Consider the following 23,732-nt stretch of genomic DNA (forward strand, 5'->3'; position numbering starts at 1 on the left):
GCTCAGCCGTTGGGCAGCCGGATGCTCTGCTGGAAGTGGAAGAAGTTCGAGGGGTCGTACCGCGCCTTGACCTGCTGAAGGCGCGGATAGGCCGGGCCCCAGTAGGCCGTGGGGAAGTCCTGCAGGCTCGCGTCCGGGTAGTTCTGGTACACATGCCCGTTCAGGAACGGCTTGACCAGGTTCATGAAGCCATCGAGCCAGGCTTCCATCTGGGTGCGCTCCTGCGCATTGGTCCAGAACACGTCCACCACCAGGTCTGCATCGACATGGCGGTGGATGAAGGCGCTGTCGGCCACCGGGTAGCGGTTGATGGCGCCGCCATAGGGCTCCAGGTATGCGAGCGACCAGGGATTGGGGGAGGTCTGGAAGTAGTCGATGATGCGCTGCCAGTCCGAGCGCGACAAAGGCGCGCTGATGTAGCCGCTGGCCTTGGTCTCCGCGACGCCGTCGGGCAGGTTGTCCGGCAAGGTGTAGGGATGGTCCTCGAGCCAGATGTTCATCTCGGGGTAGGTGCCCGTCTTGTCGACCAGCAGCTGCGCGCTCGGGATCGCCATCAGCCGTGCGATGGCCTGCATGCCCGCCTCGCGCGTGCCGCAGAACATGCCTTGCACCATATAGACCGGCACACCGTTCTGGTAGCCCAGATTCATCATGTAGCCCAGCGCATCGGGGGCACCGGTTTTCATGTAGTGGGCCTGCATCGTCGTGAGCACGTCCGCCGCGTGCGCCGCATCCCAGCTGATGGCCCAGGCCCACACCTGGTCCAGCCTCAGCATGCGGTAGGTGACCTGCAGCAGCACCCCGAAGTTGCCGCCCGTGCCGCCCCGCAGGGCCCAGTAGAGATCGGGGTTCTCCTGCGCGCTGGCGGTGACGATGGTGCCGTCGGCCAGCGCCACCCGCAACGACTCCACGAGGTCGCTCTGGATGCCGAAGGCGCGCGACGTATAGCCGTAGCCGCCCCCCTGCACGAACCCGCCCACGCAGACGCTGCCGCATGCCCCGGTGGGCACATGCCAGCCGGTGTGGTTCATGGCGCCGTTGAAATGATCGAAATCCGTACCCGGCAGCACGTAGACGCGCTCCCGGGCGGGATCGAGCACCACGCCCTGCAGTTCGCTCAGGTCCACCACCATGCCGCTGTTGACGGAATAGCCCGCCGTGCTGTGACCGCCGCAACGCACGGCCACCCAGACCTGATAGGTGCGCGCGACGGAAAGGCATTCGAGCACATCGTTCTCGCACGCGCAGTACACGATGATCTCGGGATAGGCCTGAAACGCGGGATTGGACTCCTGGCGGGCCGCGTTGTAGTCGGGGCTCGATGGCAGCACGATGCGGCCCACCAGCCTGGCCTCCAGCGCAGCGACCGCGTCCCAGGTGAGTGTCGCGCCGGGCGCGTTCTGGGCGGTGGCCTGCCGGGCGGCAAGCGACCGGAAGTGCGCGATGCGGGCGTCTTTGGCAACGCGGGCGGGACTTTTGCGATGGGCCATGGCGAACAATCCTTCGTGAAAACGCGAAGTCCCGTGTTTAACTGAAGCCAGGCTGTTTGACCAGTTCGGAATGGCCCGTGTTGCCGGCGGTGCTCAGGCGGAGGACAGTGCGAGGTCGCCGGTATTGCGCCGAAGGCAGAATTTGCCGCCCTGCTTGCCGCTGTACATGGCCGCATCCGCCAGCTTCAGAAGGCCGATGGCATCGTTGCTGTCGTCCGGGGCAATGGCATAGCCGATGGTCAGGCCCACTTCCACCCGCACGTTGCCCAGCGAGAAGGGCGAGCGGAATGCGTCCAGCAGCTTGTGCCCCAGCTCCTGCGCCTGTTGTTCGCTGCCCAGGTGGCCCGTCATCACGACGAACTCATCACCCCCCAGGCGGGCCACCACGTCGCTCTGGCGCACGTGGCCCTGCAGGCGCCGGGTCACCGCGACGAGCAATTCGTCGCCCACGTCGTGGCCGTGCTGGTCGTTCACGGGCTTGAACCCATCCAGGTCCATCACGTACACAGCCAGCAGCTTGTCGGGCCCGCAGCGCGCCAGCGCGGATGCCAGCGCGATGTTCAGGCCGCGCCGGTTGGGCAGGCCGGTCAAGGGGTCCGTGTGCGCGAGGGAGCGCATGGCGTCGCGCTCGCGGTTGGCGTCCAGCGCCTCCAGGCGCAGTGCCTTGGTGCGCAGGCCCAGCACGCGCATGAACAGCAGCATGTCCAGCGTCGCGCCGAACTCGAAGGAGTGCAGCGTCCAGAAGTTCACCGGCACCCAGCCACGGATCACGCCGATCACCGTGGCCGTGGCCGCGAAGTAGACCAGCCACGCCAGCAGCAGGCTGCTGCCCACGGGGTCGCCCTGGCGCGCGCGGCGCACGGCGCCCGGGATGCCCATGAGCGCGGGAACCAGGCCGAGGATGCTCACGATGGCGGCAACGGCCGGCGTGCTCAGGATGTCCAGCGCATGGATGAAAGCCAGCAGCACGCACAGCAGGGCGCCACCGCGCATCGTGCGCAGCAGGAGGCTCTTGGGGCGGTGCCCCACGAGGGCCTGGCTGATGAAGAGAAACGATCCGCAGGTGGCCATCAGCGCGGACAGGCCCGCCGCGTGGACTTCGAACCAGAGGCTGTCCTGCCAGAGGTACTGCGTGCCCAGGCCGAAGAGATGCAGTGAGAACAGCAGGCTGCCCGTGAGCAGCAGCGCGTACTGGATGAACAGCACGTCCCGCAGATTGATCCATTGCGCCAGGCTGTAAACCAGCAGGCACAGTGCCAGGCCCGTCAGGATGCCCTGCAGCATCTGCTCGTTCATCGCGGCGCTGTGCCATGCGGTGGGTTTGTTCAGCGTGACCGGCAGCACCATGGCGCCCCGGGTTTCCACGCGCAGCAGCAGGTCGTAATCGTGCCCGGGCTGCATGGCGAGGGCCAGGGCGTGGGTGCGGCTGCGCAGCGGTCTTTGTGAAAAAGGCTGCAGGCTGCCCAGCGTGGCCTGCTGGCTGACATGGCCGTCTGTGGTGAGATAGACCTCGACGCGGTTGAGAACCGGGTAGTCGATGTCGGCGATCCAGATGCCGTCGGAGGTGGGCGATACCGTCAGCGGGATGCGGATCCACATGGCGTCGGACCGCACGCCCAGTGTTCCGCTGGTTCCGGGCGGCGCGGAGAAATCCGGGGCACGGGCCATCGCATCCTGCACCGACTGCAGCCGGGTGGGATCGGCCAGCACCGTGACCGCTGGCCAGACGTTGACCGAAGGCACGTCGTCGCGCAGAAGCAGCCGGTCCGTGGCGGCCTGGCAGCCCTCGCCCGCGTGCACGAGCAGCAGCAGGCATCCCAGCACCCATTGCCAGGCCGGGGCCGGCAGCCATTGCCACGGGAGCAGGGAAGGGACTGGGCGCATGGTGCTCGTCAATGCGCTGTGAGTATAGGAAGGCCCGCAACGCCTGGCACGCGGTATTTGCGCACGCCGGGGTCCCGCGCTTCCAGGGAGGATGTGATGCCCGCTCCACCGGCCCCGCCGGCCCCGCCCGCCCGGACGCTGTGGGTGCGCTGCCGGATGTTCGCCACAGCGGCCAGCGTGCCACTGCGCGAGCATGGATTCACGGCGGGCGCGTCGCCATCTGTGCTTGCCATGTTGCTCCCCGGCCTGCAGGGCGACAAGGGACTGCGGTGCTCCATCATCCCGCCAGCGCCGGTGTGGTGGTGATGCGCCGCACCGAGTGCTTGCCGCCTTGTTTGCCCGCGTACATCGCGGCGTCTGCGTGCCGCATCAGGGCCTGCGGGTCATCACTGTCCAGGGGCGCCAGTGCGTACCCGATGGTCAGCCCCACCTGGATGTGCAGGTGGCTCAATGTGAAAGGCTGCTCGAAGGCCCGCAACAGCGAGCGGCCCAGATCTTCGGCCTGCTCGGGCGTCGCCAGGTCGCGGGCCATGATGATGAATTCGTCGCCGCCGAGCCGGGCCACGAGGTCGGTCTGGTGCCGCACGTTGGCCTGCAGGCGCCGGCCCACGGCCACGAGCAAATCGTCGCCCACATCGTGGCCGTGCGCGTCGTTCACGGGCTTGAATCCATCCAGGTCCATGAGGTACAGCGCCACCAGCCGCTGCGGCGAACACTGGGCCAGCGCGGCCTCCAGGGCGTGCTGCAGGTCGCGCCGGTTGCTCAGTCCCGTGAGCGGATCGGTGTGGGCCAGCGAGTGCATCACATCGCGCTCTCGCATGGCCTCCTGGGCCTGTGCCTTGGCGGCCTGGGCGCGCAGGCCCAGCACGCGAAAGAAGAGCAGCATGTCCGCCGTGGCGCCGAACTGGAACGAGTGCAGGGTCCAGAAGTTCGCGGACACCCAGCCCTGGACCAGGCACACCATCACGGCGGCGGCCACGCCGAAGGCGATCCAGGCCACCAGCAGGGTGGCGCCGATGGGGTCTTTCTGCCGCACCCGCGCGACGGCGGCAGGCAGGCTGATGAGGGAAGGCAGGGTGCCCGCCAGGCTCATGAACGCGATGGCGATGGGCACGCTCAACCAGCCGAACACGACGGCTGCGCAGACCATGGCCGTGATTGCTGCGCCCGCCCGCATGGTGCGTGCGTACCGGCTGCCCTGCGTGTGGCCGGCCAGGGTGTGGCCCAGGAAGAGGAACGAGCCCGCGAGGGCCGCCAGCCCCGCCACCAGGCCCGAATACCGATCCATCCATGGATTGCCAGGCCACAGGTACTGCGGACCGATGCCGAAGAACTGCAGCGAAAAGCCCGCGCTGCCCAGCACCACCAGCGCATAGAAGCCGAACATGGGATCGCGCTGCGTGACCCACTGCATCAGGCTGTACATCAGCAGGCAGAGCGCCAGCCCGTTGAGCAGGCCCTGCAGCATCTGCTCGCCCAGGGCCTGGCGCATGTGAATGGGCATTTCGCTGACCGTGATGGGCAGGATCAGCGGACCGGTGGCCTGCACGCGTATCAACAGGTCGTAGGGCTGCCCGGCCCGCAGGTCGAACACCATCGCCGGCGTGCGGCTGGACCGCTGCGTCTGGTCAGACGGGCTTGTGCGGACCTGCTGAAGCACCTGGCCGCCGCTGGCCAGATACATTTCGGCCTGCAGCGAGCTGTAGCCGATATTGACCACCCAGGGGGTGCGCGGCGCCTCGGGCGCGATGATGGGGATGTGCAGCCACATCGCTGCCTTGTGCACGCCCAGCGAGCCGCCGCGCCGCGCGGGCGCCTCGAATTCGTCCAGGCGGCCCAGCATGTCCTGCGCCGAGAGCTGGTACGTGGGATCGGCCTTGAGCGTGATGGCCTCCCAGGCATTCACTTGCGGCCTCTCCTGCGTGAGCACCAGGGGCGTGCCCGCCTGCGCGCCCACGGGCAGGGCCAGGGGAGCGAGCAGCCACAGCAGGATGGATGCCCTGCGGCAATGCGCGCGCCAAAGCCGGGCCAGCATCAGGAGAACGCGGGGCAGCAGGTGCATCGGCGTGAGAACAACGGCTACGTGGCTTGCCGCGCCGGGCCCGCGCTGGCGGCCTGCGCCTTCCCGGCCAGGCCCAGGCTCCAGCTGCCATGGGTGGTCAGCCGGTCCTCGATGCGGTTGAGCCAGCGGGGGGCGTGGGGGTCATCGCTCCAGCTGTGCATCACTTCGTCCACCTGGTTGAGCAGCTCGGTGGGCAGCTGGAGGGGGCGGGTCTGGCTCATGAGCACCTTGCTCATGAAGTGGTAGCCCAGGATGCGGGTGAGGGCCCGCACGATGGAGAAGCGGGGGAGCACCATCCGCGCAGCCACGTCGACGGCCCGCGCCAGCAGCAGCACTCCCCAGAACAGCAGCGCCGACGGCCAGGGCACGGGCTGTGTCAGGCCCAGATCGCTCGCCGTGTCACGCCCGCACAGGTAGCGGGTCATGAGCCGGGGAAAGGGCTTCACGATGGGCCAGGGCAGGGCGTTCTCCATGGTCTGCATCAGGGCCTGGCCCAGGGCGGGACGGGGGTCTGGCGTGACGGGTTCGGCGCGGCCGCGGGCCTGCATCCGCGCCATCAGGGCCTTGCCCTGGTCCATGGTGTCCACCATCAGGGCGCGGTCGATGCCCAGGATGTGGCCCACCACGTTCCAGGCATGCAGATAGGCTTCCTCGTCGGCCGCCCGCAAACCGATGCCCAGGCGGCGCAGGCTGCGCAGGAACACATAGCCAAACGTGAGCAGGGTGTAGGCCAGTTCTTCCTGGTTGCAGGGCAGGCCGTCACCTTGGAGGTTCCAGCCACGGGCATACAGCGTCTGGAACATGGCCTGGCGTCCGCCCTGGGTCTGCAGGGCCTGCGGCGCAATACGCCCCGCGCCGCCCGCCAGCAGGTCCCTGACGGCATTCTGGGGGCTGCCATGCAGGATCAGGTTGCGGATGGTGGCGTGGATCAGGCGTACCTTGAGCACCTGCGCCACGCCGGCGCCGCGCTGGCTGAGGCCACCATGCATCATCACCGGAAAGATCATCGCGGCGGTGGAGCGGATGCGGTACTCCGCGTTCTGCTCCAGCTGGCCGGAGGTGTGCAGCACGCTCGACAGGTCGGGAATCACGTAGCACTCGGGCAGGCTGGCGCAGAACAGCAGGATGCATGACAGCGCCCCGTGTTCCATGAACAGCTTCTCGGCGCGCTCGATCTTGCGGGCATCGGCCCAGGGCGGCAGCACCTGGGCGGTCTGTACATAGTGGTCCAGGGCCTTGGACATGGCCGCATCCACCCCCTCGCCCTGGGCGGTCCAGCCCACCAGGCTTGCGTTGTCCGCCCACTGGCCGAACAGGCGGTTCACGGTGTCGATGCGCGACCATTGCGGTGCGTCCATCGCCACGTCCCCTTCGGGCCAGTCGCCCAGGATGTCGGCGATGGTCTGGTCGGCCAGCGGGTCGGCGTGGCGCTGCATGCCTGCAAGCTCCGAATCGGGCAGAGGGGATGGTGAGAGGGTCTTGCCGTGGTTCATGCTGCGGTCTCCGTGGTTGCGCGCCAACGCTGAAAGCCCGCCAGGGCGCACAGCAACGGGATGCCCATGGCGAACGGCGCGATCGAGCGGATCTCCACCGGATTGCCCAGGATCATCTGGAACACCATGCCCGATGCGTAGATGGCCAGTGGCACCAGCGCATGGCGGCGCAGGAAGGGGCTGGTCGGGCGAAGCGCGAGTTTGCGCACCGACATGCGAAAGCCAAAGATGATCACGAAGGCCACGAACACCCAGCCAAAGAAGCCCTGCACCGTTTCGCCAAACCAGGCGCCGTCGGTCTTGGCCATGATCCAGGCTTTCAGGGTGTAGACCAGGTAGGGGTCGGCGCCCAGGTCGAACGCGGTGACGATCATCGCCGCCAGGAACGACAGCATCGCGGCGTGGCCCAGCCCCGGCGCGCCGTCCACCGGCGACTGCCAGACGATGAGGTTGCTGATCACGTAGCCCGCATACGTCAGCGCGAACCACATCATGGGAATGACGATGGGAACATCCACAAACCGCGCGCCCAGCACCTCGGTGTAGGTGTAGTGCCCGAAGAACCAGCCATGCGTGGTACCCATCTGCTCGGCGAACCAGCCCAAGCCCAGGGCGATCAGCACGAACTGCAGCGCGGGCCGGGCGCCCAGCAGGTGCGTGGCGCTGGCCCAGCAGCACGCGAACATGAGCACCGAGGCCGTGACGATGGCGATGGTGGTGTCGTTGTGGGTGCGCACCGCCGTGGCCACCAGGAAGGCGGCCAGCAGGGCAAAGCTCAGCGCCGGCAGGCGCGCGGCCAGTGGGGTCCGTGCAGGCATGTGTGTATCACGCTGTAACAAACCTCCAGTGTAGAGGATGGAGCCAAAAATGGCGCGGCCTGTGTGTCCTGCGCATCAGCGCGCTTTTTCGGCGCTTTTGGCGGCTGCTCCGGTGCTATACCGCTGGGCTCAGGGGGTCAGCGACGCCAGGTTGAGCAGGGAGGCCTCCATGGCGGCGGCCGTGGCCAGCGGCTGCTCCATGGGGAAAAGGTGGCTGCCGTCGAGCATCATCGTGCGGCCCTGGGTGATGCGCAGCGTCATGGCCATGCCCACCTGCTTCATTTCGTCCGAGTCCCGCCCGCCGATGAAGGCGGCCGGGCATTGCAGCGGATGGGTGCCGAGCAGCCGGCCCAGGTTGTGCGGCAGCGTGTTGTAGATGGCGGTTTCCACCGCACGGTCGAATCCGAGCACGCGCTTGCCATCGTGGTCCTGCAGTCCGTGGCTGATGTAGTCCTGCAACACGTCCGGATGCCACTGTGCAAAGGCCTTCTTCTTGCGGAAGTGTTCCAGCGCCTCGTCATTGCTGGCCCAGCTGAAGCGCCGCTGCCGGCTGATCTTGCCGGGCGAGATGGAGCCCACCACCTGCGCGCGCTTGGCCACGCCGACCGCGTTGGCCTTCCAGCCGCCCAGCAGGGGCGAGTCGATCAGCAGCACGCCGCGCACGAGCTCGGGGTGGCGGGCCGCTGCCATCACGCTCAGGAAACCGCCGAGCGAATGCCCTGCCAGAAACACTGGCGCACCCAGGCGCTGGACCTGCGCCGTGGCGAAGTCGGCGAGCTGCTGCACCAGGTGCGGCCAGTTGTTGGTGACGGGGTACCTGGGGTCGTGCCCATACCGATCCACCGCGCTCACTTCGAACCCGCGGGCCCGCAGGTGCTTGAAAAGGACGCGGTAGGTGCTCGCTGGGAAGCTGTTGGCGTGCGAAAAGACGATGGGAAGCATGGGGTACCCGGCAGGAGGGGAGGTCGGGCGCTGCGGCCCCGCGGCCGTCAGATCAGCTTGTCCAGATGGTTGGTGATCTTCTTGAGCGGCTTGCTGCGCGCCGGGTTCACCATGATGGGCACGGTGGTCACGCCGCCGCCCCAGGCGGGGTCTTCGATGCTGTCGAACACCTGGCGCAGCTTCTGGCCCCAGCTGTCGTGCAGCATGCGGAAGTAGGGATTGTTCTCGTCGATGCACACCACTTTCGCGGTCGAGAAACGGTCCACCTCATAGACGACGAGGTCCAGCGGCAGGCCCACCGAGAGGTTGGACTTGAGCGTGCTGTCCATGGAGACCAGCGCGCACTTGGCGGCTTCGTCCAGCGGTGTTTCGGGCGTCAGCACGCGGTCGAGCACGGGCTTGCCGTACTTGGATTCGCCGACCTGGAAGTACGGCGTCTCGGACGTCGCCTCGATGAAGTTGCCGGCCGAATACACCTGGAACAGGCGCATGCCCTCGCCCTTGATCTGGCCGCCGAACACCATGGACACATTGAAGTCCACGCCCGAGCGCTTGAGCGCCGCCCCGTCGCGCTCGTGCACGTGGCGCACGGCGGCGCCCAGCACGCGGGCCGCGTCGAACATGCTTTTGGCGTTCCAGATGGAGATCGTCTCGCCCGAGTCACCGTCCTTGAGCTGCTCGGTCTGCAGGATCTCGCGCACCGACTGCGAAATGGACAGGTTGCCCGCCGACAACAGCACCATGAAGCGGTCGCCCGCCTTCTCATACACCATCATCTTGCGGAAAGAGCTGATCTGGTCCAGGCCGGCGTTGGTGCGCGAATCGGACAGGAAAACCAGCCCGGCGTTGAGTTTGATGGCGACGCAATACGTCATGGAAAAAGTGGGGTCGTTGGAAGAGAGGAACCCGCGAGTTTAGTCTGGCGTGGGAAGGCCCCCTCGGGAGGTGGTGCCGGACGGCTCTCCTGTGCTCCGTGGCGGGTATGCGAAATTGATAGCAATGGAGGATGGATGGACAAGCGCTGCAGGCTATTTTTATTAAAAATCGGCTTGCTTCAACCCCCCGCCGCCAACCCGGGGCCACAGCAGTTGGCAAGGCAAGGTCCGCCGCGGGGGCAAAGGGCTATTCCTCCCGGGCCAGGCAGCATGCGCCCGCCGCTCCTATCATCCGCCGCTTCACCTGAAGGGCCCTGCCGTGTTGAAGAATCCACTGATCCTGTCTGGAACCCGCCGCGCCTGCGCGCTGGCCCTGGTTGCATTGCTGGCGGCCTGCGGCGGGGGCGGCACGGAAGAACCTGGCGATGGTGGCAATCCGCCAGCGCCACCGCCCGTCCCGGTGCGCTCCGGCCAGCTCGAATCCGCCGCCGCGCTGGGCACCGTGCCGACCGCCGACATCGCCGCGGCCCTGGCCGCCAAGGAGTCGCTGGCCCAGGACGTGGTGCCGCGCTACAGCGTCGCCTCCTACCGGCTCGAATACCTCACCACCGATGCCGACGGCAAGGAGGTGCGCGCCTCCGGCCTGGTCAGCGTGCCGCAAAAGCCCGCCGGTGCGAAAAGCCCGGTGCTCAGCTACCAGCACGGCACCATCTTCCGCGATGCCGAGGCGCCCAGCAACAACGCGGTGGCGTCGGAGGTGTCGGTGGTGCTCGCATCGCTGGGCTACATCGTGCTGGCGCCCGACTACGTGGGTTTTGGCGCCTCCAAGGGCACGCCCCACCCCTACCTGCTGGCGGCGCCCTCGGCGGCCGCCACGGCGGATTTTCTGACGGCCGCCCGCACCTGGCGCGGCCAGGCCAACGTGGCGGACAACGGCCAGCTCTTTCTGACCGGCTACTCCGAGGGCGGCTACGTCACCATGGCCACGCACCGCGCGCTGCAGGCGGGCGGATCGCCGCACCTGCAGCAGCTGCGCATGGTGGTGCCGGGCGCGGGGCCCTACAACGTGCAGACCACCATGGATGGCCTGGTGGACCTGGTGCGGCAAGAACAGCCGGTGATCGGCGCACTCATCAACCCGGGCTTCCTGCGCTACCTGGGCGGCAGCGTGCAGCGCGAGGTGCGCCGCCTGCTGCTGCGTGCGCTCATCCCGGGCGATGCCGACGTGGCCTATGACACGCGCTTCATCGACCACTTCCTGGCCGACGATGTGCAGGCCCTGGCCAGCGCCAGCAACGTCTACGACTGGAAACCCAACGTGCCCGTGCGCCTGTACCACGGCCGCGACGACCGCACGGTGCCCTACGCCAGCTCGATCAGCACCGTGCGCGCCATGCAGAATCGCGGCGCGGGCGACCTGGCCGGCCTGACCGAGTGCCGCGCACGACCGGTGGCCGGGCATCTGCAGTGTGTGCCGCCGTTCATCACCTTCATGCTCGGGCAGCTGGCACCAGTGGCGCAGGATCTTTGAGCCGGGGCGCCGGGCCGGGAGCCTGGCGCCGTCGCCTCAGCCCGCCATCTTCTTGAGCTGGTAGAGCGCATCCAGCGCCTCGCGCGGGCTCAGCGCATCGGGATTGATGCCCGCCAGCGCGGCCTCCACCGGGCTGGCGCCCGCGCCCTCGGGCGCGGCCGGGGTGGCGAACAGGTCCACCTGCAGGTCGTTCTCGCCCGCGCGCTCCTCCAGCGCGGCCAGCGCATGGCGGGCGTGGTGCAGCACCGGCGAGGGCATGCCCGCGAGCTTGGCCACCTGGATCCCGTAGCTGCGGCTGGCCGGCCCGGGCTGGATCTCGTGCAGGAACACGATGTCCGCGCCCGACTCGGTGGCGCTCACGTGCATGTTGATCGCGTGGCGCGCCTTGGCGGGCAGCTCGGTCAGCTCGAAGTAGTGCGTGGCAAAGAGCGCGAACGCGCGGGTCTTGTCGTGCAGGTGCGTGGCGATGCCGCTGGCCAGCGCCAGGCCGTCGAAGGTGCTGGTGCCCCGGCCGATCTCGTCCATCAGCACCAGGCTGTGGGGCGTGGCCGCGTGCAGGATCTGTGCGGCCTCGGTCATCTCCAGCATGAAGGTCGACTGCGCGTTGGCCAGGTCGTCCGCCGCGCCGATGCGGGTGTGGATCGCGTCGATGGGCCCCAGCCGGCAGCTGGCGGCCGGCACGTGGCTGCCCATGCTGGCCAGCAGCACGATGAGCGCCACCTGCCGCATGTAGGTCGACTTGCCGCCCATGTTGGGGCCGGTGATGACCTGCATGCGCGTATTGGCGTTCAGCCGCGTGTGGTTGGCGATGAAGCTGCCGCTCGACGTCTCGGCCAGGCGCGCCTCGACCACGGGGTGGCGGCCCCCTTCGATCTCGATGCAGGGCTCGGGCACGAACTGCGGCGCGCACCAGTTCAGCGTGAGCGAGCGCTCGGCCAGCGTGCACAGCACGTCCAGCGTGGCCAGGGCCTGCGCCAGGCGGGTGAGCGCGGGCACGTGGGGCTGGAGCTGGTCGAGGATCTGCTCGTACAGCCACTTCTCGCGCGACAGGGCGCGCTCGTTGGCCGACAGCGCCTTGTCCTCGAAGGCCTTGAGCTCGGGCGTGATGAAGCGCTCGGCGTTCTTCAGGGTCTGGCGGCGGCGGTAGTCGTCGGGCACCCGGCCAAGGTTGCTGCTTGTCACTTCGATATAGAAGCCGTGCACCTTGTTGAACTGCACGCGCAGGTTGGCGATGCCGGTGCGGGTTTTCTCGCGCGTTTCCAGGTCCAGCAGAAAGGCATCGCAGTTGGTCTGGATGGCGCGCAGTTCGTCGAGTTCGGTATCGAAGCCCGGGGCGATCACGCCGCCGTCGCGCACCAGCGCGGCGGGCTCCTCGGCGATGGCCGCACACAGCAGGGCGGTGCAGCCCTCGGGCGGATGCAGGTGGCTGAAGATCTGAATCAAATAGGGCTCTGGCGCTTGTCCAGAAAGCGCTAGCAGCTCTGATTTTTGTAGCGTCTTGCAGAGCGCGACCAGCTCGCGCGGGCGCACCTGGCGCAGCGCGATGCGGGCGGTGATGCGCTCCACATCGCTCACGCCCTTGAGTTCGCCGCGCAGTGTGGACCAGGGGCCCGCACCGCCGCCTGCGCCGCCCGCACCCCGCAAGGCTGTGGTGGCCGACAGGCGCTGGCGTGCCTCGGCGCGGTCGCGGCGCGGCTCCAGCAGCCAGGTCTTGAGCAGGCGGCTGCCCATGCCGGTCATGCAGGTGTCCAGCAGCGAGAACAGCGTGGGCGCGTCGTCGCCGCGCAGGGTCTTCACGAGCTCCAGGTTGCGCCGCGTGGTGGCGGGCAGGTCGATGAGGTCGTCGCCGCGCTGCACCTGCACACTGTGCACGTGCGTGAGCGTGCGGCCCTGGGTGTGCTCGGCATAGGCCAGCAGGCCGGCCGCGGCGGCGTGCGCCTCGCCCAGGTCCTGCGCGCCCCAGGCCTGCAGGCTGGCGGCGCCCAGGTTTTCGAGCAGCTTGCGCTCGCCCAGGGCGCTGTCGAACTGCCAGTCGGGCCGGGGGCTCATGGGGCAGTTGAAGGCGCCGCCCTGGCGCAGCGCCTGCAACTGCTGCTCGAAGCGGTCCGTCACGCCCGCGCTGTAGATCAGCTCGCTGGGGCCCACGCGCGCGATCCACCCGCCCAGTTCGTCCTGCGCGCATTCGGCCAGGTACACGCGCCCTTGGGTCACGCTCAGCCACGCCAGGCCGCAGCGCGCGCGCGGCGCCTGGTGCACGGCCATGAGTAGCGATTCGGACTTGTCGGACAGCAGCTCCGTGTCGGTCAGCGTGCCGGGCGTGACCACCCGCACGACCTTGCGCTCCACCGGCCCCTTGGCCGCGCCCACTTCGCCCACCTGCTCGGCGATGGCCACCGACTCGCCCATCTTGATGAGGCGGGCCAGGTAGTTCTCCAGCGCATGGAAGGGAACGCCCGCCATGGTCACCGGCTGGCCGCCCGACTGGCCGCGCTGCGTGAGGGTGATGTCGAGCAGGCGCGCCGCCTTTTCGGCGTCGCCATAGAACACCTCGTAGAAATCGCCCATGCGGTAGAACACAAGCGTTTCGGGATACCCGGCCTTCAGGGCCAGGTACTGCTGCATCATGGGGGTGTGGTGCTCGAGCGTGTCGGACATGCGGGGGGGCCGGGAAATGAGGCGTGGACTGTAGCAGTTCGCCCGGCACGCGCCGCCGCGGGCCCCGCGCGGCGAAACCTGGCGGCGGGCCCGTGCCGGTCCCTGCGGCGTGTCCGGCGGGCCTCGGGTTTTCCCTTGGGGAAATGCCCCAGGTTTTGAACGAATGTTACGTTTAGACATACTCTTGCCTGTATGCTGGCACTTTGGCTTTTGACCGTCGGCCCCGCCCTGCGCAGGCGGGACCCATCCCAACCGCAGGCTTCAGAGGTTCCAGAGCGACCGTGATCTCGTCCGAACTGTTGACCGATCTCCTCGCCCCCGCTGGTGAGGGCCCCATAGAGCCCATGGCGCAGGCGCGCTTGCAGGCCCTGGTCGATGCCGTTCCGGTGGCATTGATGGAGTTCCGGCTGCAGCGGGGCCGCTTGCTGCTGTTGGCCGCCAACGCCGCCGCCCGCCGCATGCCCGGCCTGGGCGCCGTGCGCAACCCGGGCGCGGATGCGAGCGAGGTGTTCGACCTGCTGGAAGGCACGGCGCTGCTGGACCAGCTGCACGGCGTGGTCCGGGTGGGGGCGCCGCTCGAATGCCGCCAGGTGGTGCGCGAGCCGGGCCGGCTGCTGCTGGCCTGGGATCTTTCTGCCCGCCGCGTGACCAATGACTGCATCGTGGTCACGGTGCGCGATGCCACCGAGGCCGAAACCCTGCGCTCGGCGCTGGCCGCTTCCGAACGCGCGCTGGAGGAGGTGCGCCGCGAGCTGCGCGAGCAGACCGAGGTCTTCAACGCCATGGAGAGCCTGGCGCGCACCGGCCACTGGCGCCGCATCGAAGACCCTGGCGAGACGGTGCTGCTGTGGTCCCCGGGGCTGTGCGAGATCGCGGGTTTCGAGCAGCAGGAATGGGTGGACCCGGAGCGCGCCGTGAGCGGCATCCTGCCCGAAGACCGCCAGGTGTTCGACAAGGTGCGCGAGCGTGGAGCCGGCGGGGATGTGGAATACCGCTGGCGCCGTCCCGATGGCGAGGTGCGGTGGATGCGTTCCCGCGTGCGGCGCACGCTCCCGCGCGACGGGGTGCAGGTGGTGATGGGCGTGGTGCAGGACGTGACGGACGAGCACCGCGCCGCCGAGCAGTTGCGCGAACAGCTGCTGTTCATCCAGCGCATCGCCAGCCGCATTCCGGGCTTCATCTACGAATACCGCCTGCACGCGGATGGCGGCACCAGCGTGCAGTACATCAGCGATGCGGTGCGCGAATTCATGGGCGTGGAGCCGCACGAGGTCACGGCCGACCACGGCGTGCTCATGCACCGCGTGCTGGCCGAGGATCTGCCCCAGGTGCAGCGCTCCGCCATCACCTCGGTGCGCAAGCTGGTGCCCTGGCAGTGCGAATACCGCGTGCGCATGCCCGACGGCAGCGTCCGCTGGCACATGACCAATGCCATTCCGCACCGCGAGCCCGATGGCTCGGTGGTATCGCACGGCTTCACGATGGACATCACGGACCGCAAGCGAGCGGAGCAGGAGATCGAGCGCCTGGCGTTCTTCGACGCGCTGACGGGCCTGCCCAACCGGCGGCTGCTGCTCGATCGCCTGCAGCGCTCCATCGCCGCGTGCCAGCGCACCAGGAACCTGGGCGCGCTGCTGTTCATCGACCTGGACAACTTCAAGGACCTCAACGACACCCTGGGCCACGACATGGGCGACCAGCTCCTGGCGCAGGTGGCCACGCGCCTGGTGGGCAGCGTGCGCGAGGCCGACACCGTCGCGCGCTTTGGCGGCGACGAATTCGTCGTCATGCTCGAAGCCCTGGCGCCCCAGCTGCCGCAGGCGGCCGCGCAGGCGGAAACCGTGGCCGAGAAACTCCTGGCCAGCCTGAACCAGCCCTTCGAACTGGACGGCGCCCAGCACTACAGCACCCCCAGCATCGGCATCACCCTCTTTGGGGACGAACGCCTGAGCGTGGACGAACTGCTCAAACGCGCCGACCTGGCCATGTACCAGGCCAAGGCGGCGGGGCGCAACACCCAGCGCTTCTTCGACCCGGACATGCAGGCGGCCGTCAACGCGCGCTCCAACCTGGAGGCCGACCTGCGCCAGGGGCTGGCGCGGGGAGAACTGCTGGTGCACTACCAGCCCGTCGTGGACCACCAGTCCCAGCTCATGGGCGCCGAGGCCCTGGTGCGCTGGCGCCACCCCCAGCGCGGGATGATCAGCCCCGGCGACTTCATCCCCCTGGCAGAGCAGACAGGCCTGATCCTGCCGCTGGGGCAATACGTGCTGCAGACCGCGTGCCGGCAACTGCAGCGCTGGGCAGAGCACCCGGACACGGCGCACCTGTCCATCTCCGTGAACGTGAGCGCGCGGCAGTTTCGCCAGGCCGGCTTCGTGGCCGAAGTGCTGCAGACCCTGCACAGCCACCAGGCGGACCCGCGCAGGCTCAAGCTGGAGCTGACAGAAAGCCTGCTGCTGGGAGACATCGAGGACACCATCGCGCGGATGGTGCAGCTCAAGAGCGAAGGGGTGGGATTTGCGCTGGACGACTTCGGGACAGGGTACTCGTCCCTGTCGTACCTCAAGAGACTGCCGCTGGATCAGGTGAAGATAGACCAGAGCTTCGTGCGGGACGTGCTGGCGGACCCCAACGACGCGGCGATCGTGCGCACGATCCTGGCGCTGGCCAAGAGCCTGGACCTGCAGGTGGTGGCCGAGGGGGTGGAGACGACGGGGCAGCTGTCGTTCCTGCGGCTGCATGGCTGCGAGGGGTTCCAGGGGTTTCTTTTCGGGCGGCCCGGACCGGTGGGAGATATCGATGCCTTGCTGTATCCCGCACGGTAGGCCCTGCCCGGGGCACGGTCCAGGCACGGCTGGGGGTGGGGCGTGACGCGGGTTGGCGCAGGCGTGGGAGTGTTCCTGGACAAGGTGCTGGACCGCAATGCCCCGGGCGCGCGGGGCTTTGTGCTGGTGGTGGTGGCGGCGCTGGCGGGTGCGTGGCTGGTGGTGCTGGCCGCGATGCACTGGCAGGGCGCGGAACGCGCCGCCGAGCGCGCGAAGCTGCTGCAGCAGACCGTCGACGTGCTGCAAAACCGCATCACCGGCGGTGGCATGCTGGGGGCGGTGTCGCTGCTGGGCCTGAGCGAGCCGCTGCTCAAGGCGATGGCCCGGGGCGAGCTGCCGCCGGACGATCCCGAGGCCCTGGCGCGCCTGGGGGTGGCGCGCGGCCGGTTCCTGGTGAGCGGGGTCTACGTGATGTCCGGCGACGGCACCGTGGTGGCGCACGAGACGCCGGGCACCCGTTCCACCGGCCTGAACCTTGCGTTCCGGCCCTATTTCCAGCAGGCCATCAAGGGCGCCATCAGCGTGTATGCCGCGATCGGCAGCAATTCGCAGGAGCGGGGCCTGTACTACGCCGCGCCGCTGTACGAGAGCGACACGCCGTCGAGCACCATCATCGGCGTGGTGATGTTCAAGGTGGGCTTCGAGTCGTTCGACGAAGTGCTGCGGCGCACCGAAATGCCGACCGTGCTGCTGTCTCCTCACGGTGTCGTGTTTGCGTCCACACGGCCCGAATGGCTGTTCGCCGTGGCGCCGCCGCTCACCCAGGCGCGCATTGACGCGATCCGCGCCTCGCGCCAGTTCGGCAATCATTTCGACAAGGGCCTGGCGTCCGCCCTGCCTTTTGCGCCGGATGCGGGCGAGGTCGTCCTCGACGGAATGACCTATGCGGTGGAGCGCCGCCGCGTTGACTGGGGCGACCCGGGCGGCCAGTGGCAGCTGGCGATGCTGGACGATGTGAGCGCGCTCATGCCCGCCACCGAGCGCCTGCAGGTGGGGGGCGGGGCGTTCGTGCTGCTGTGCCTGCTGGGCCTGCTGCTGCTGGATCTGCTGCGCAGCCGCGCGCGGATGGCCGCCGCGCTCGAGCGTTTCAGCGTGCTGGGGGCCGCGCTCGAAAGCAGCCCCGCCTCGGTGGTGATCACGGACGGGGATGGCCGCATCGACTGGGTCAACCCGCAGTACGAGCGCAACACCGGGTACACGCTGGAAGAGGTCCGGGGCAAGAAGCCATCGATGGTCGCCAGCGGCCAGACCCCCGCACGCACCTACCAGGACATGTGGTCCACGTTGCTGTCGGGCCGTTCCTGGCGGGGCCAGTTCGTGAATCGCCGCAAGGACGGAACCATCTACCACGACGAGGCCACGCTGTCTCCGGTGTTCGATGAACGCGGCAAGCGCATCGCCATCGTCGGCCTGCACGCGGATGTGTCCGAGCGCATCCAGGCCCAGCAGGAGCTGGAGCGGCGCGAGCGCCTGCTCAATGAGCTGCTGGAGCAGCAGACCGCGATCTTCGACAACGCGCCTCCCATCGTCTTGCTGTGCGATGGGCAGGTCCGCCAGTTCAACCCGGCGTTCGTGGAGCTGATGGGGGGCACCGCGTCCCAGTTGCTGGGGCAGGGCGTGTCGGCGCTGTTCGGCGGCGCGGCCGGTTCGGACCGGTTCAACGCGCGCGTGGGGGGCGACCTGGCGGCTGGCGAGGCCGTGCGCGAGACCACGTCCCTGTGCCGCCTGGACGGCAGCCGGTTCGAGGCGCGGCTGGCGGGCCGAAGCCTGCAGATGGACGGCTGCAGGACCGCCTCCATCTGGGTGATCGAGGATGTCAGCGAACAGCGGCGCGCCGAGATCGCGATGCAGCAGGCCAAGGAGCGGCTGGAACTGGCGCAGGAGGCCGGCAAGATCGGTGTGTTCGACATCGACCTGGCCACCGGCCAGGTGTTGTGGAGCGAAAAGCTCCTGGCCATGTTCGGCCTGCCGCCCGGCACCGGGGAGCGTACGCAGCAGGACTGGATGGAGCGCCTGCACCCCGAGGACCGCGACCGGGCCGCCGCCGCGTTTGCCGGTGCGCTGGCGGGGGGCGAGATGCATCTGCGTGATTCGTGGCGCATCGTGCGGCCGCAGGGCGAGGAGCGCTGGTTCCTGTCGGCCGCCCGCATCTTTCGCGACGGCAGGGGCAAGGCGGTGCGCGTGGTGGGCGTCAACGTGGACGTCCACGACCAGAAGCTGCTCGAGGCCCGCGTGGCCGAGCAGCTGGACTTTCAGCAGGCGCTGATCGACGCCATTCCCGTGCCCCTGTTCTACAAGGGAGCGGATGGCCGCTACATCGGCTTCAACCGCGCCTACGAGCAGGCCTTTGGCGTGCAGCGCGAGGCGCTGATCGGCAAGACGGTGCTGGACCTGGCCTTCCTGCCCGAGGCCGAGCGGGAGCGCTTCGACGCGGATGCCGAGGAAGCCCTGAACGGGGTCCAGTCGGTGCACAAGGAGGTGGACCTGCCGTATGCCGACGGAATGGTCCACCACACCCTGTTCTGGCTGCACGGGTTCTCGCGGCCCGACGGCTCGCCCGGGGGCGCCATCGGCACGTTTGTGGACATCACCGACCGGCAGCGCGCCGAGCAGGACCTGCGCCGCGCCAAGGAGCTGGCCGAGGAGTCCACCGCGCTCAAGTCGAACTTCCTGGCCAACATGAGCCACGAGATCCGCACGCCCATGAACGCGATCATCGGCATGTCGCACCTGGCGCTCAAGTCGGGCCTTTCGGCGCGCCAGCACGACTACGTGAGCAAGATCCAGCAGGCGGGCCAGCACCTGCTGGGCGTGATCAACGACATCCTCGATTTTTCCAAGATCGAGGCGGGCAAGCTCACGGTCGAGAAGCAGCCCTTCGTGCTCGACCGCATGCTGGAGAGCGTGTCCGACGTGGTGGGCTACAAGGCCGGTGCCAAGGGGCTGGAGCTGGTCTGCGACGTGGGGGCAGACGTGCCCCCGAACCTGGTGGGGGACTCGCTGCGGCTGGGGCAGATCCTCATCAACTTCGCCAACAACGCCATCAAGTTCACCGACACCGGCGAGATCAGCATTGCCGTACGGCTGGTGGAGGAGGCGGGCAACCGCGTGCTGCTGCGCTTCGAGGTGCGCGACACGGGCATCGGGCTCACCGTGGACCAGATGGGGCGGCTGTTCCAGAGCTTTCAGCAGGCGGACACCTCCACCACGCGCCGCTATGGCGGCACGGGGCTGGGGCTGGCCATCTGCAAGAGCCTGGCGGAACTGATGGGCGGCGAGGTCGGCGTGCAGAGCATCCATGGCCAAGGCTCCACCTTCTGGGTCGCCGTGCCGCTCGAGCGCGGGGCACCCGCGCGGATGCTGCTGCCGCCGCCGGACCTGCGGGGGCGCAGGGTGCTGGTGGTGGACGACAACCACACGGCGGCCACGGTGCTCTCCGACATGCTGCACGCCATGGGCTTCGAGGTGGAACAGGCCTATTCCGGGCTGGAAGCGCTCGACAGGCTGCGCGAATCCATGGCGCGGCACCAGCCTTTCGGCCTGCTGCTGCTCGACTGGCACATGCCGGGCATGGATGGCATCCAGCTGGCGGGCCACATCCGGGGGCTCGGGATGGCGCAGGTGCCCAAGATGCTCATGGTCACGGCCTACGGGCGAGAGGATGTGATGCGCGCCGCGCGCGCACAGGGCATCGACACGGTGCTGATCAAGCCCGTCAACGCGTCGCTGCTGTTCGACACGCTGATGCAGCCGCTGGAACACTCCACCTACAGCCCGCGCCGCGTGGTCACCCCGGCGCCTGCGGCGGACGAGCTGCCGCTCGCGATCCGGGGCGCGTCCGTGCTGCTGGTGGAAGACAACGAACTCAACCAGATGGTGGCGGTCGAGCTGTTGCGGGAAGCCGGTTTTTCCGTCGATGTGGCCGAAAACGGCCAGATTGCGATCGAGCGCATCGAGCGCAAGCCCTATGACGTGGTGCTGATGGACATGCAGATGCCCGTCATGGACGGAGAAACCGCCACGCGGCGGCTGCGCAGCGACCCGCGGTATGCCCAGCTGCCCATCGTGGCCATGACGGCCAACGCGATGGAGGCCGACCGCCAGCGCTGCTTTGCCGCGGGCATGAACGACCATGTGGCCAAGCCCATCGAGCCCGCGGCGCTCTGGAGCGCCTTGGGCCGCTGGATCCGGCCCCGGCCAGGCCTGGGCAAGCCGCCCGCGCCGGGCCTGCCCGCCACGGCTCCGCCGGATGGCGAGGCGGCGTCCGGCCTGTCCTTGCCCACGGTGGCGGGGCTGGACACGGCCCTGGGCCTGCAGCGCGCGCTGGGCAAGCCGGCCCTGTACGCCGAGATGCTGCGCCGGTTCGTGCAGGGGCAGTCACGGGTGCTTGCCGACATGGAGCAGGCCAGCGCCGGCGGCGACACGGTGCTCGCCGAGCGCCTGGCGCACACGCTGCGTTCCGTGGCGGCCAACATCGGGGCCGAGGAGGTGTCCTCCCATGCCCAGGCGCTGGAGCACGCCCTGCGCAGCGGGCAGGAGGCGGGTGCCGCCGCGGCCCTTCTGGGGGCCGTGGACTCTGCGCTGCAGCCCCTCCTGGACGGCCTGCAGGCGTGGATGCAGCGGCACCGGCCGGCGGCGCCGGACAGCGTGGCTGGCGCGGGTGCGGGCCACGAGGGGCTGGACGGCGCAGGTGCCCTGCAGCACCTGCGCGGCCTGCTGGAGCAGGACGATCCTGCAGCGCCAGAGTTTTTCCAACACAATGCCCCTGTGCTGAAGCCCGTTCTGGGGAGCGCCTTCACGGTGGTCGAGATGCACACCCTGAATTTTGATTTCGAGCAGGCCCTGGGGGCCATGGCCGATGCGCCAGGCTCCGAACACCCTGCCGCCCACACCCCCTGAGCGGCACAACACGCAGGAAATTCCATGGACAACGCGCCCTTTGCCTCCCCGCAGGCCGTTCTCGTTGAAAAACCGATCGCCACGGTGCTGGTGGTGGATGACACGCCCGACAACCTCACCCTGATGGGCAGCCTGCTGCGCGAGCATTTCCTGGTGAAAGTGGCCAACCATGGGGAAAAGGCCCTGAAGATCGCGCAGTCGGGCACGCCGCCCGACCTGATCCTGCTGGACATCATGATGCCCGAGATGGACGGCTACGAGGTCTGCCGGCGCCTGAAGGCCGCGTCCTCCACGCGCGACATCCCGGTGATCTTCCTCACCGCGCGCTCCGACCCCGATGACGAACGCATGGGCCTGGCGCTGGGCGCGGTGGACTACATCACCAAGCCCATCAGTCCGCCCATCCTGCTCGCGCGCGTGAACACCCATCTGGCGCTCAAGGCCACGGCGGATTTCCTGCGCGACAAGAGCTCCTACCTGGAGCGCGAGGTCGCCATGCGCACGCTGGAGGTGCAGGCCATCCAGGATGTGACCATCATGGCCATGACCTCGCTGGCCGAGACGCGCGACAACGAAACCGGCAACCACATCCGCCGCACCCAGCTGTACGTGAAGACGCTGGCCGAGCGGCTGCGCCACCACCCGCGGTTCGAGCCGGTGCTCAACGACCGGATGATCGAGCTGCTCTACAAGTCGGCGCCGCTGCACGACATCGGCAAGATCGGCATCCCCGACAGCATCCTCCTGAAGCCGGGCAAGCTCACCGTGGAAGAGTTCGAGATCATGAAGACCCACACCACGCTGGGCCGCAACGCGATTGAGGAGGCCGAGCGGCGCCTGGGCATGCGGGTGGCTTTTCTGAGCGTGTCCAAGGAGATCGCCTACTGCCACCAGGAAAAGTGGGATGGCTCGGGCTACCCGCAGGGGCTGGCGGGGGATGCCATTCCGGTGTCGGCGCGCCTCATGGCGGTGGCCGACGTGTACGACGCGCTCATCAGCAAACGGGTCTACAAGCCCGCGTTCTCGCACGACCAGGCGTGCAACACCATCGTGCGGGGCAAGGGCACGCATTTCGACCCCGACATGGTGGATGCGTTCGTGGACATTGCGGAAGATTTCCGCAGCATTGCCCAGAAATACCCCGACCCGAACTGAGCACAGTCCCGATAGGGGACGGTGCTCAGGCATACATCAGAACGGTGCGTCTTCGCTCTTGGGGGCGTCGGCCTGTGGGGCGGCACCCGTGGTGTCGGACTCCACATCGGCTGCAGCCTCGGCTTCAGCGCTGACGGGTGCGTCTGCCGCAGCCGCCTGGCGCACGGCCGCCTTGTCACCCGCGCTCGCAAACTTGCTGTACTTGCCCAGGATGGGCACCAGCTGGCCGTAGATGCGGGGGTTGCCGGCCAGGCATTCGCGTTGCTCCAGGAAGTCGGCTTCGCCCGTGAAGTTGCCCACCAGGCCGCCGGCCTCGGTCACCAGCAGCGAGCCGGCGGCCACGTCCCAGATCGACAGGCCGGTCTCGAAGAAGCCATCCGTGAAGCCCGCGGCCACGTAGGCCAGGTCCAGGGCGGCGGCGCCGGGGCGGCGCAGGCCGGCGGTGCGCTGCATCACGTCGGCCATCATGTTCAGGTAGCTCTTGAAGTTGTCGCCCGGGCGGAAGGGGAAGCCCGTGGAGATCAGGCAGTCCTTGAGCTGGGTGCGCTTGGAGACGCGGATGCGGCGCTCGTTCAGGTAGGCGCCGCGGCCCTTGGTGGCCGTGAACAGGTCGTTGCGCGAGGGGTCGTAGATGACCGCCTGCTCGACCTTGCCGCGCACAGCCAGCGCGATGCTGACGCAGTACACGGGAAAGCCGTGGATGAAGTTGGTGGTGCCGTCCAGCGGGTCGATGATCCAGACGAATTCCGAATCCTTGGCGCCGTATTCGCTGCCCGACTCCTCGGCCAGGATGCCGTGGCCGGGGTAGGCCGTGAGCAGCGTCTCGATGATGATCTTCTCGGACGCGTGGTCCACTTCGGTCACGAAGTCGTTGATCTGCTTTTGCGAGATCCGCACCGATTCCACGTCCAGGGCCGCGCGGTTGATGATGGCGCCGGCGGCGCGTGCGGCCTTGATGGCCACGTTGAGCATGGGGTGCAGATTGGACGACATAGATTGTGGTGGTGGGCAGGGCGCCCGCCGAAGGGGCAGCCTGCGAATCAGGAGCGGTGCGATCCGTCCCGGCGATGCGGGCGGCGACAATGAGGGCGGGATTTTAC

The 23,732-nt window shown here is 68.4% G+C and carries 13 protein-coding genes; 4 read left to right on the plus strand and 9 right to left on the minus strand.

Features of this window, described 5'->3' with window-relative positions:
- Positions 1 to 2: 2 nt before the first annotated feature.
- The 7 genes from AC3RCE_RS07575 to AC3RCE_RS07605 form a co-directional block, all read right to left on the minus strand.
- Complete coding sequence (locus AC3RCE_RS07575) at positions 3 to 1,490, minus strand: FAD-binding oxidoreductase (protein ID WP_218293827.1); 1,488 nt, start codon at positions 1,488 to 1,490, stop codon at positions 3 to 5.
- 93 nt (positions 1,491 to 1,583) lie between these two features.
- Complete coding sequence (locus tag AC3RCE_RS07580; protein WP_218341647.1) at positions 1,584 to 3,374, minus strand: diguanylate cyclase; 1,791 nt, start codon at positions 3,372 to 3,374, stop codon at positions 1,584 to 1,586.
- 277 nt (positions 3,375 to 3,651) lie between these two features.
- A complete protein-coding gene (locus AC3RCE_RS07585; RefSeq protein WP_492255365.1) occupies positions 3,652 to 5,409 on the minus strand; it encodes a diguanylate cyclase domain-containing protein in 1,758 nt (585 codons plus the stop codon).
- Positions 5,410 to 5,453: 44 nt separating this feature from the next.
- A complete protein-coding gene (locus tag AC3RCE_RS07590; RefSeq protein WP_492254845.1) occupies positions 5,454 to 6,929 on the minus strand; it encodes an oxygenase MpaB family protein in 1,476 nt (491 codons plus the stop codon).
- Complete coding sequence (locus tag AC3RCE_RS07595) at positions 6,926 to 7,747, minus strand: carotenoid biosynthesis protein (protein WP_218293830.1); 822 nt, start codon at positions 7,745 to 7,747, stop codon at positions 6,926 to 6,928. The genes AC3RCE_RS07590 and AC3RCE_RS07595 overlap by 4 nt, the downstream gene beginning before the upstream one ends.
- Positions 7,748 to 7,876: 129 nt before the next feature.
- A complete protein-coding gene (locus tag AC3RCE_RS07600; RefSeq protein WP_492254846.1) occupies positions 7,877 to 8,689 on the minus strand; it encodes an alpha/beta fold hydrolase in 813 nt (270 codons plus the stop codon).
- Positions 8,690 to 8,736: 47 nt separating this feature from the next.
- Complete coding sequence (locus AC3RCE_RS07605) at positions 8,737 to 9,564, minus strand: proteasome-type protease (RefSeq protein ID WP_492254847.1); 828 nt, start codon at positions 9,562 to 9,564, stop codon at positions 8,737 to 8,739.
- 319 nt (positions 9,565 to 9,883) lie between these two features.
- On the opposite strand from AC3RCE_RS07605, the gene AC3RCE_RS07610 reads away from it, so the two are divergent.
- Positions 9,884 to 11,095, plus strand: a complete 1,212-nt coding sequence (locus AC3RCE_RS07610) for an alpha/beta hydrolase family protein (protein WP_492254848.1) — start codon at positions 9,884 to 9,886, stop codon at positions 11,093 to 11,095.
- A 36-nt stretch (positions 11,096 to 11,131) separates the two neighbouring features.
- On the opposite strand, the gene mutS is transcribed toward AC3RCE_RS07610, so the two are convergent.
- Positions 11,132 to 13,750, minus strand: a complete 2,619-nt coding sequence (gene mutS / locus AC3RCE_RS07615) for a DNA mismatch repair protein MutS (RefSeq protein ID WP_218341644.1) — start codon at positions 13,748 to 13,750, stop codon at positions 11,132 to 11,134.
- Between the two features lie 281 nt (positions 13,751 to 14,031).
- On the opposite strand from mutS, the gene AC3RCE_RS07620 reads away from it, so the two are divergent.
- From AC3RCE_RS07620 to AC3RCE_RS07630, 3 genes are read left to right on the plus strand one after another with little or no spacing between them, the layout of a single operon-like run.
- Positions 14,032 to 16,578 carry a putative bifunctional diguanylate cyclase/phosphodiesterase gene (locus AC3RCE_RS07620; protein WP_369641867.1) on the plus strand — a complete coding sequence of 849 codons (2,547 nt, stop codon included), beginning with the start codon at positions 14,032 to 14,034 and terminating at the stop codon, positions 16,576 to 16,578.
- A gap of 42 nt (positions 16,579 to 16,620) precedes the next feature.
- Positions 16,621 to 21,477: a PAS domain S-box protein gene (locus AC3RCE_RS07625; RefSeq protein WP_492254849.1), complete on the plus strand. Its 4,857-nt coding sequence runs from the start codon at positions 16,621 to 16,623 to the stop codon at positions 21,475 to 21,477.
- 24 nt (positions 21,478 to 21,501) lie between these two features.
- Positions 21,502 to 22,632, plus strand: a complete 1,131-nt coding sequence (locus AC3RCE_RS07630) for a response regulator (RefSeq protein WP_492245521.1) — start codon at positions 21,502 to 21,504, stop codon at positions 22,630 to 22,632.
- A gap of 36 nt (positions 22,633 to 22,668) precedes the next feature.
- Here AC3RCE_RS07630 and AC3RCE_RS07635 read toward each other — a convergent pair whose 3' ends face one another.
- The gene (locus AC3RCE_RS07635) at positions 22,669 to 23,625 is read right to left on the minus strand and encodes an inositol monophosphatase family protein (RefSeq protein WP_492245522.1); all 957 of its coding nucleotides are present in this window, start codon (positions 23,623 to 23,625) and stop codon (positions 22,669 to 22,671) included.
- Between the last annotated feature and the right edge of the window lie 107 nt (positions 23,626 to 23,732).

Source organism: Acidovorax sp. GW823-FHT05D11 (assembly GCF_058795695.1).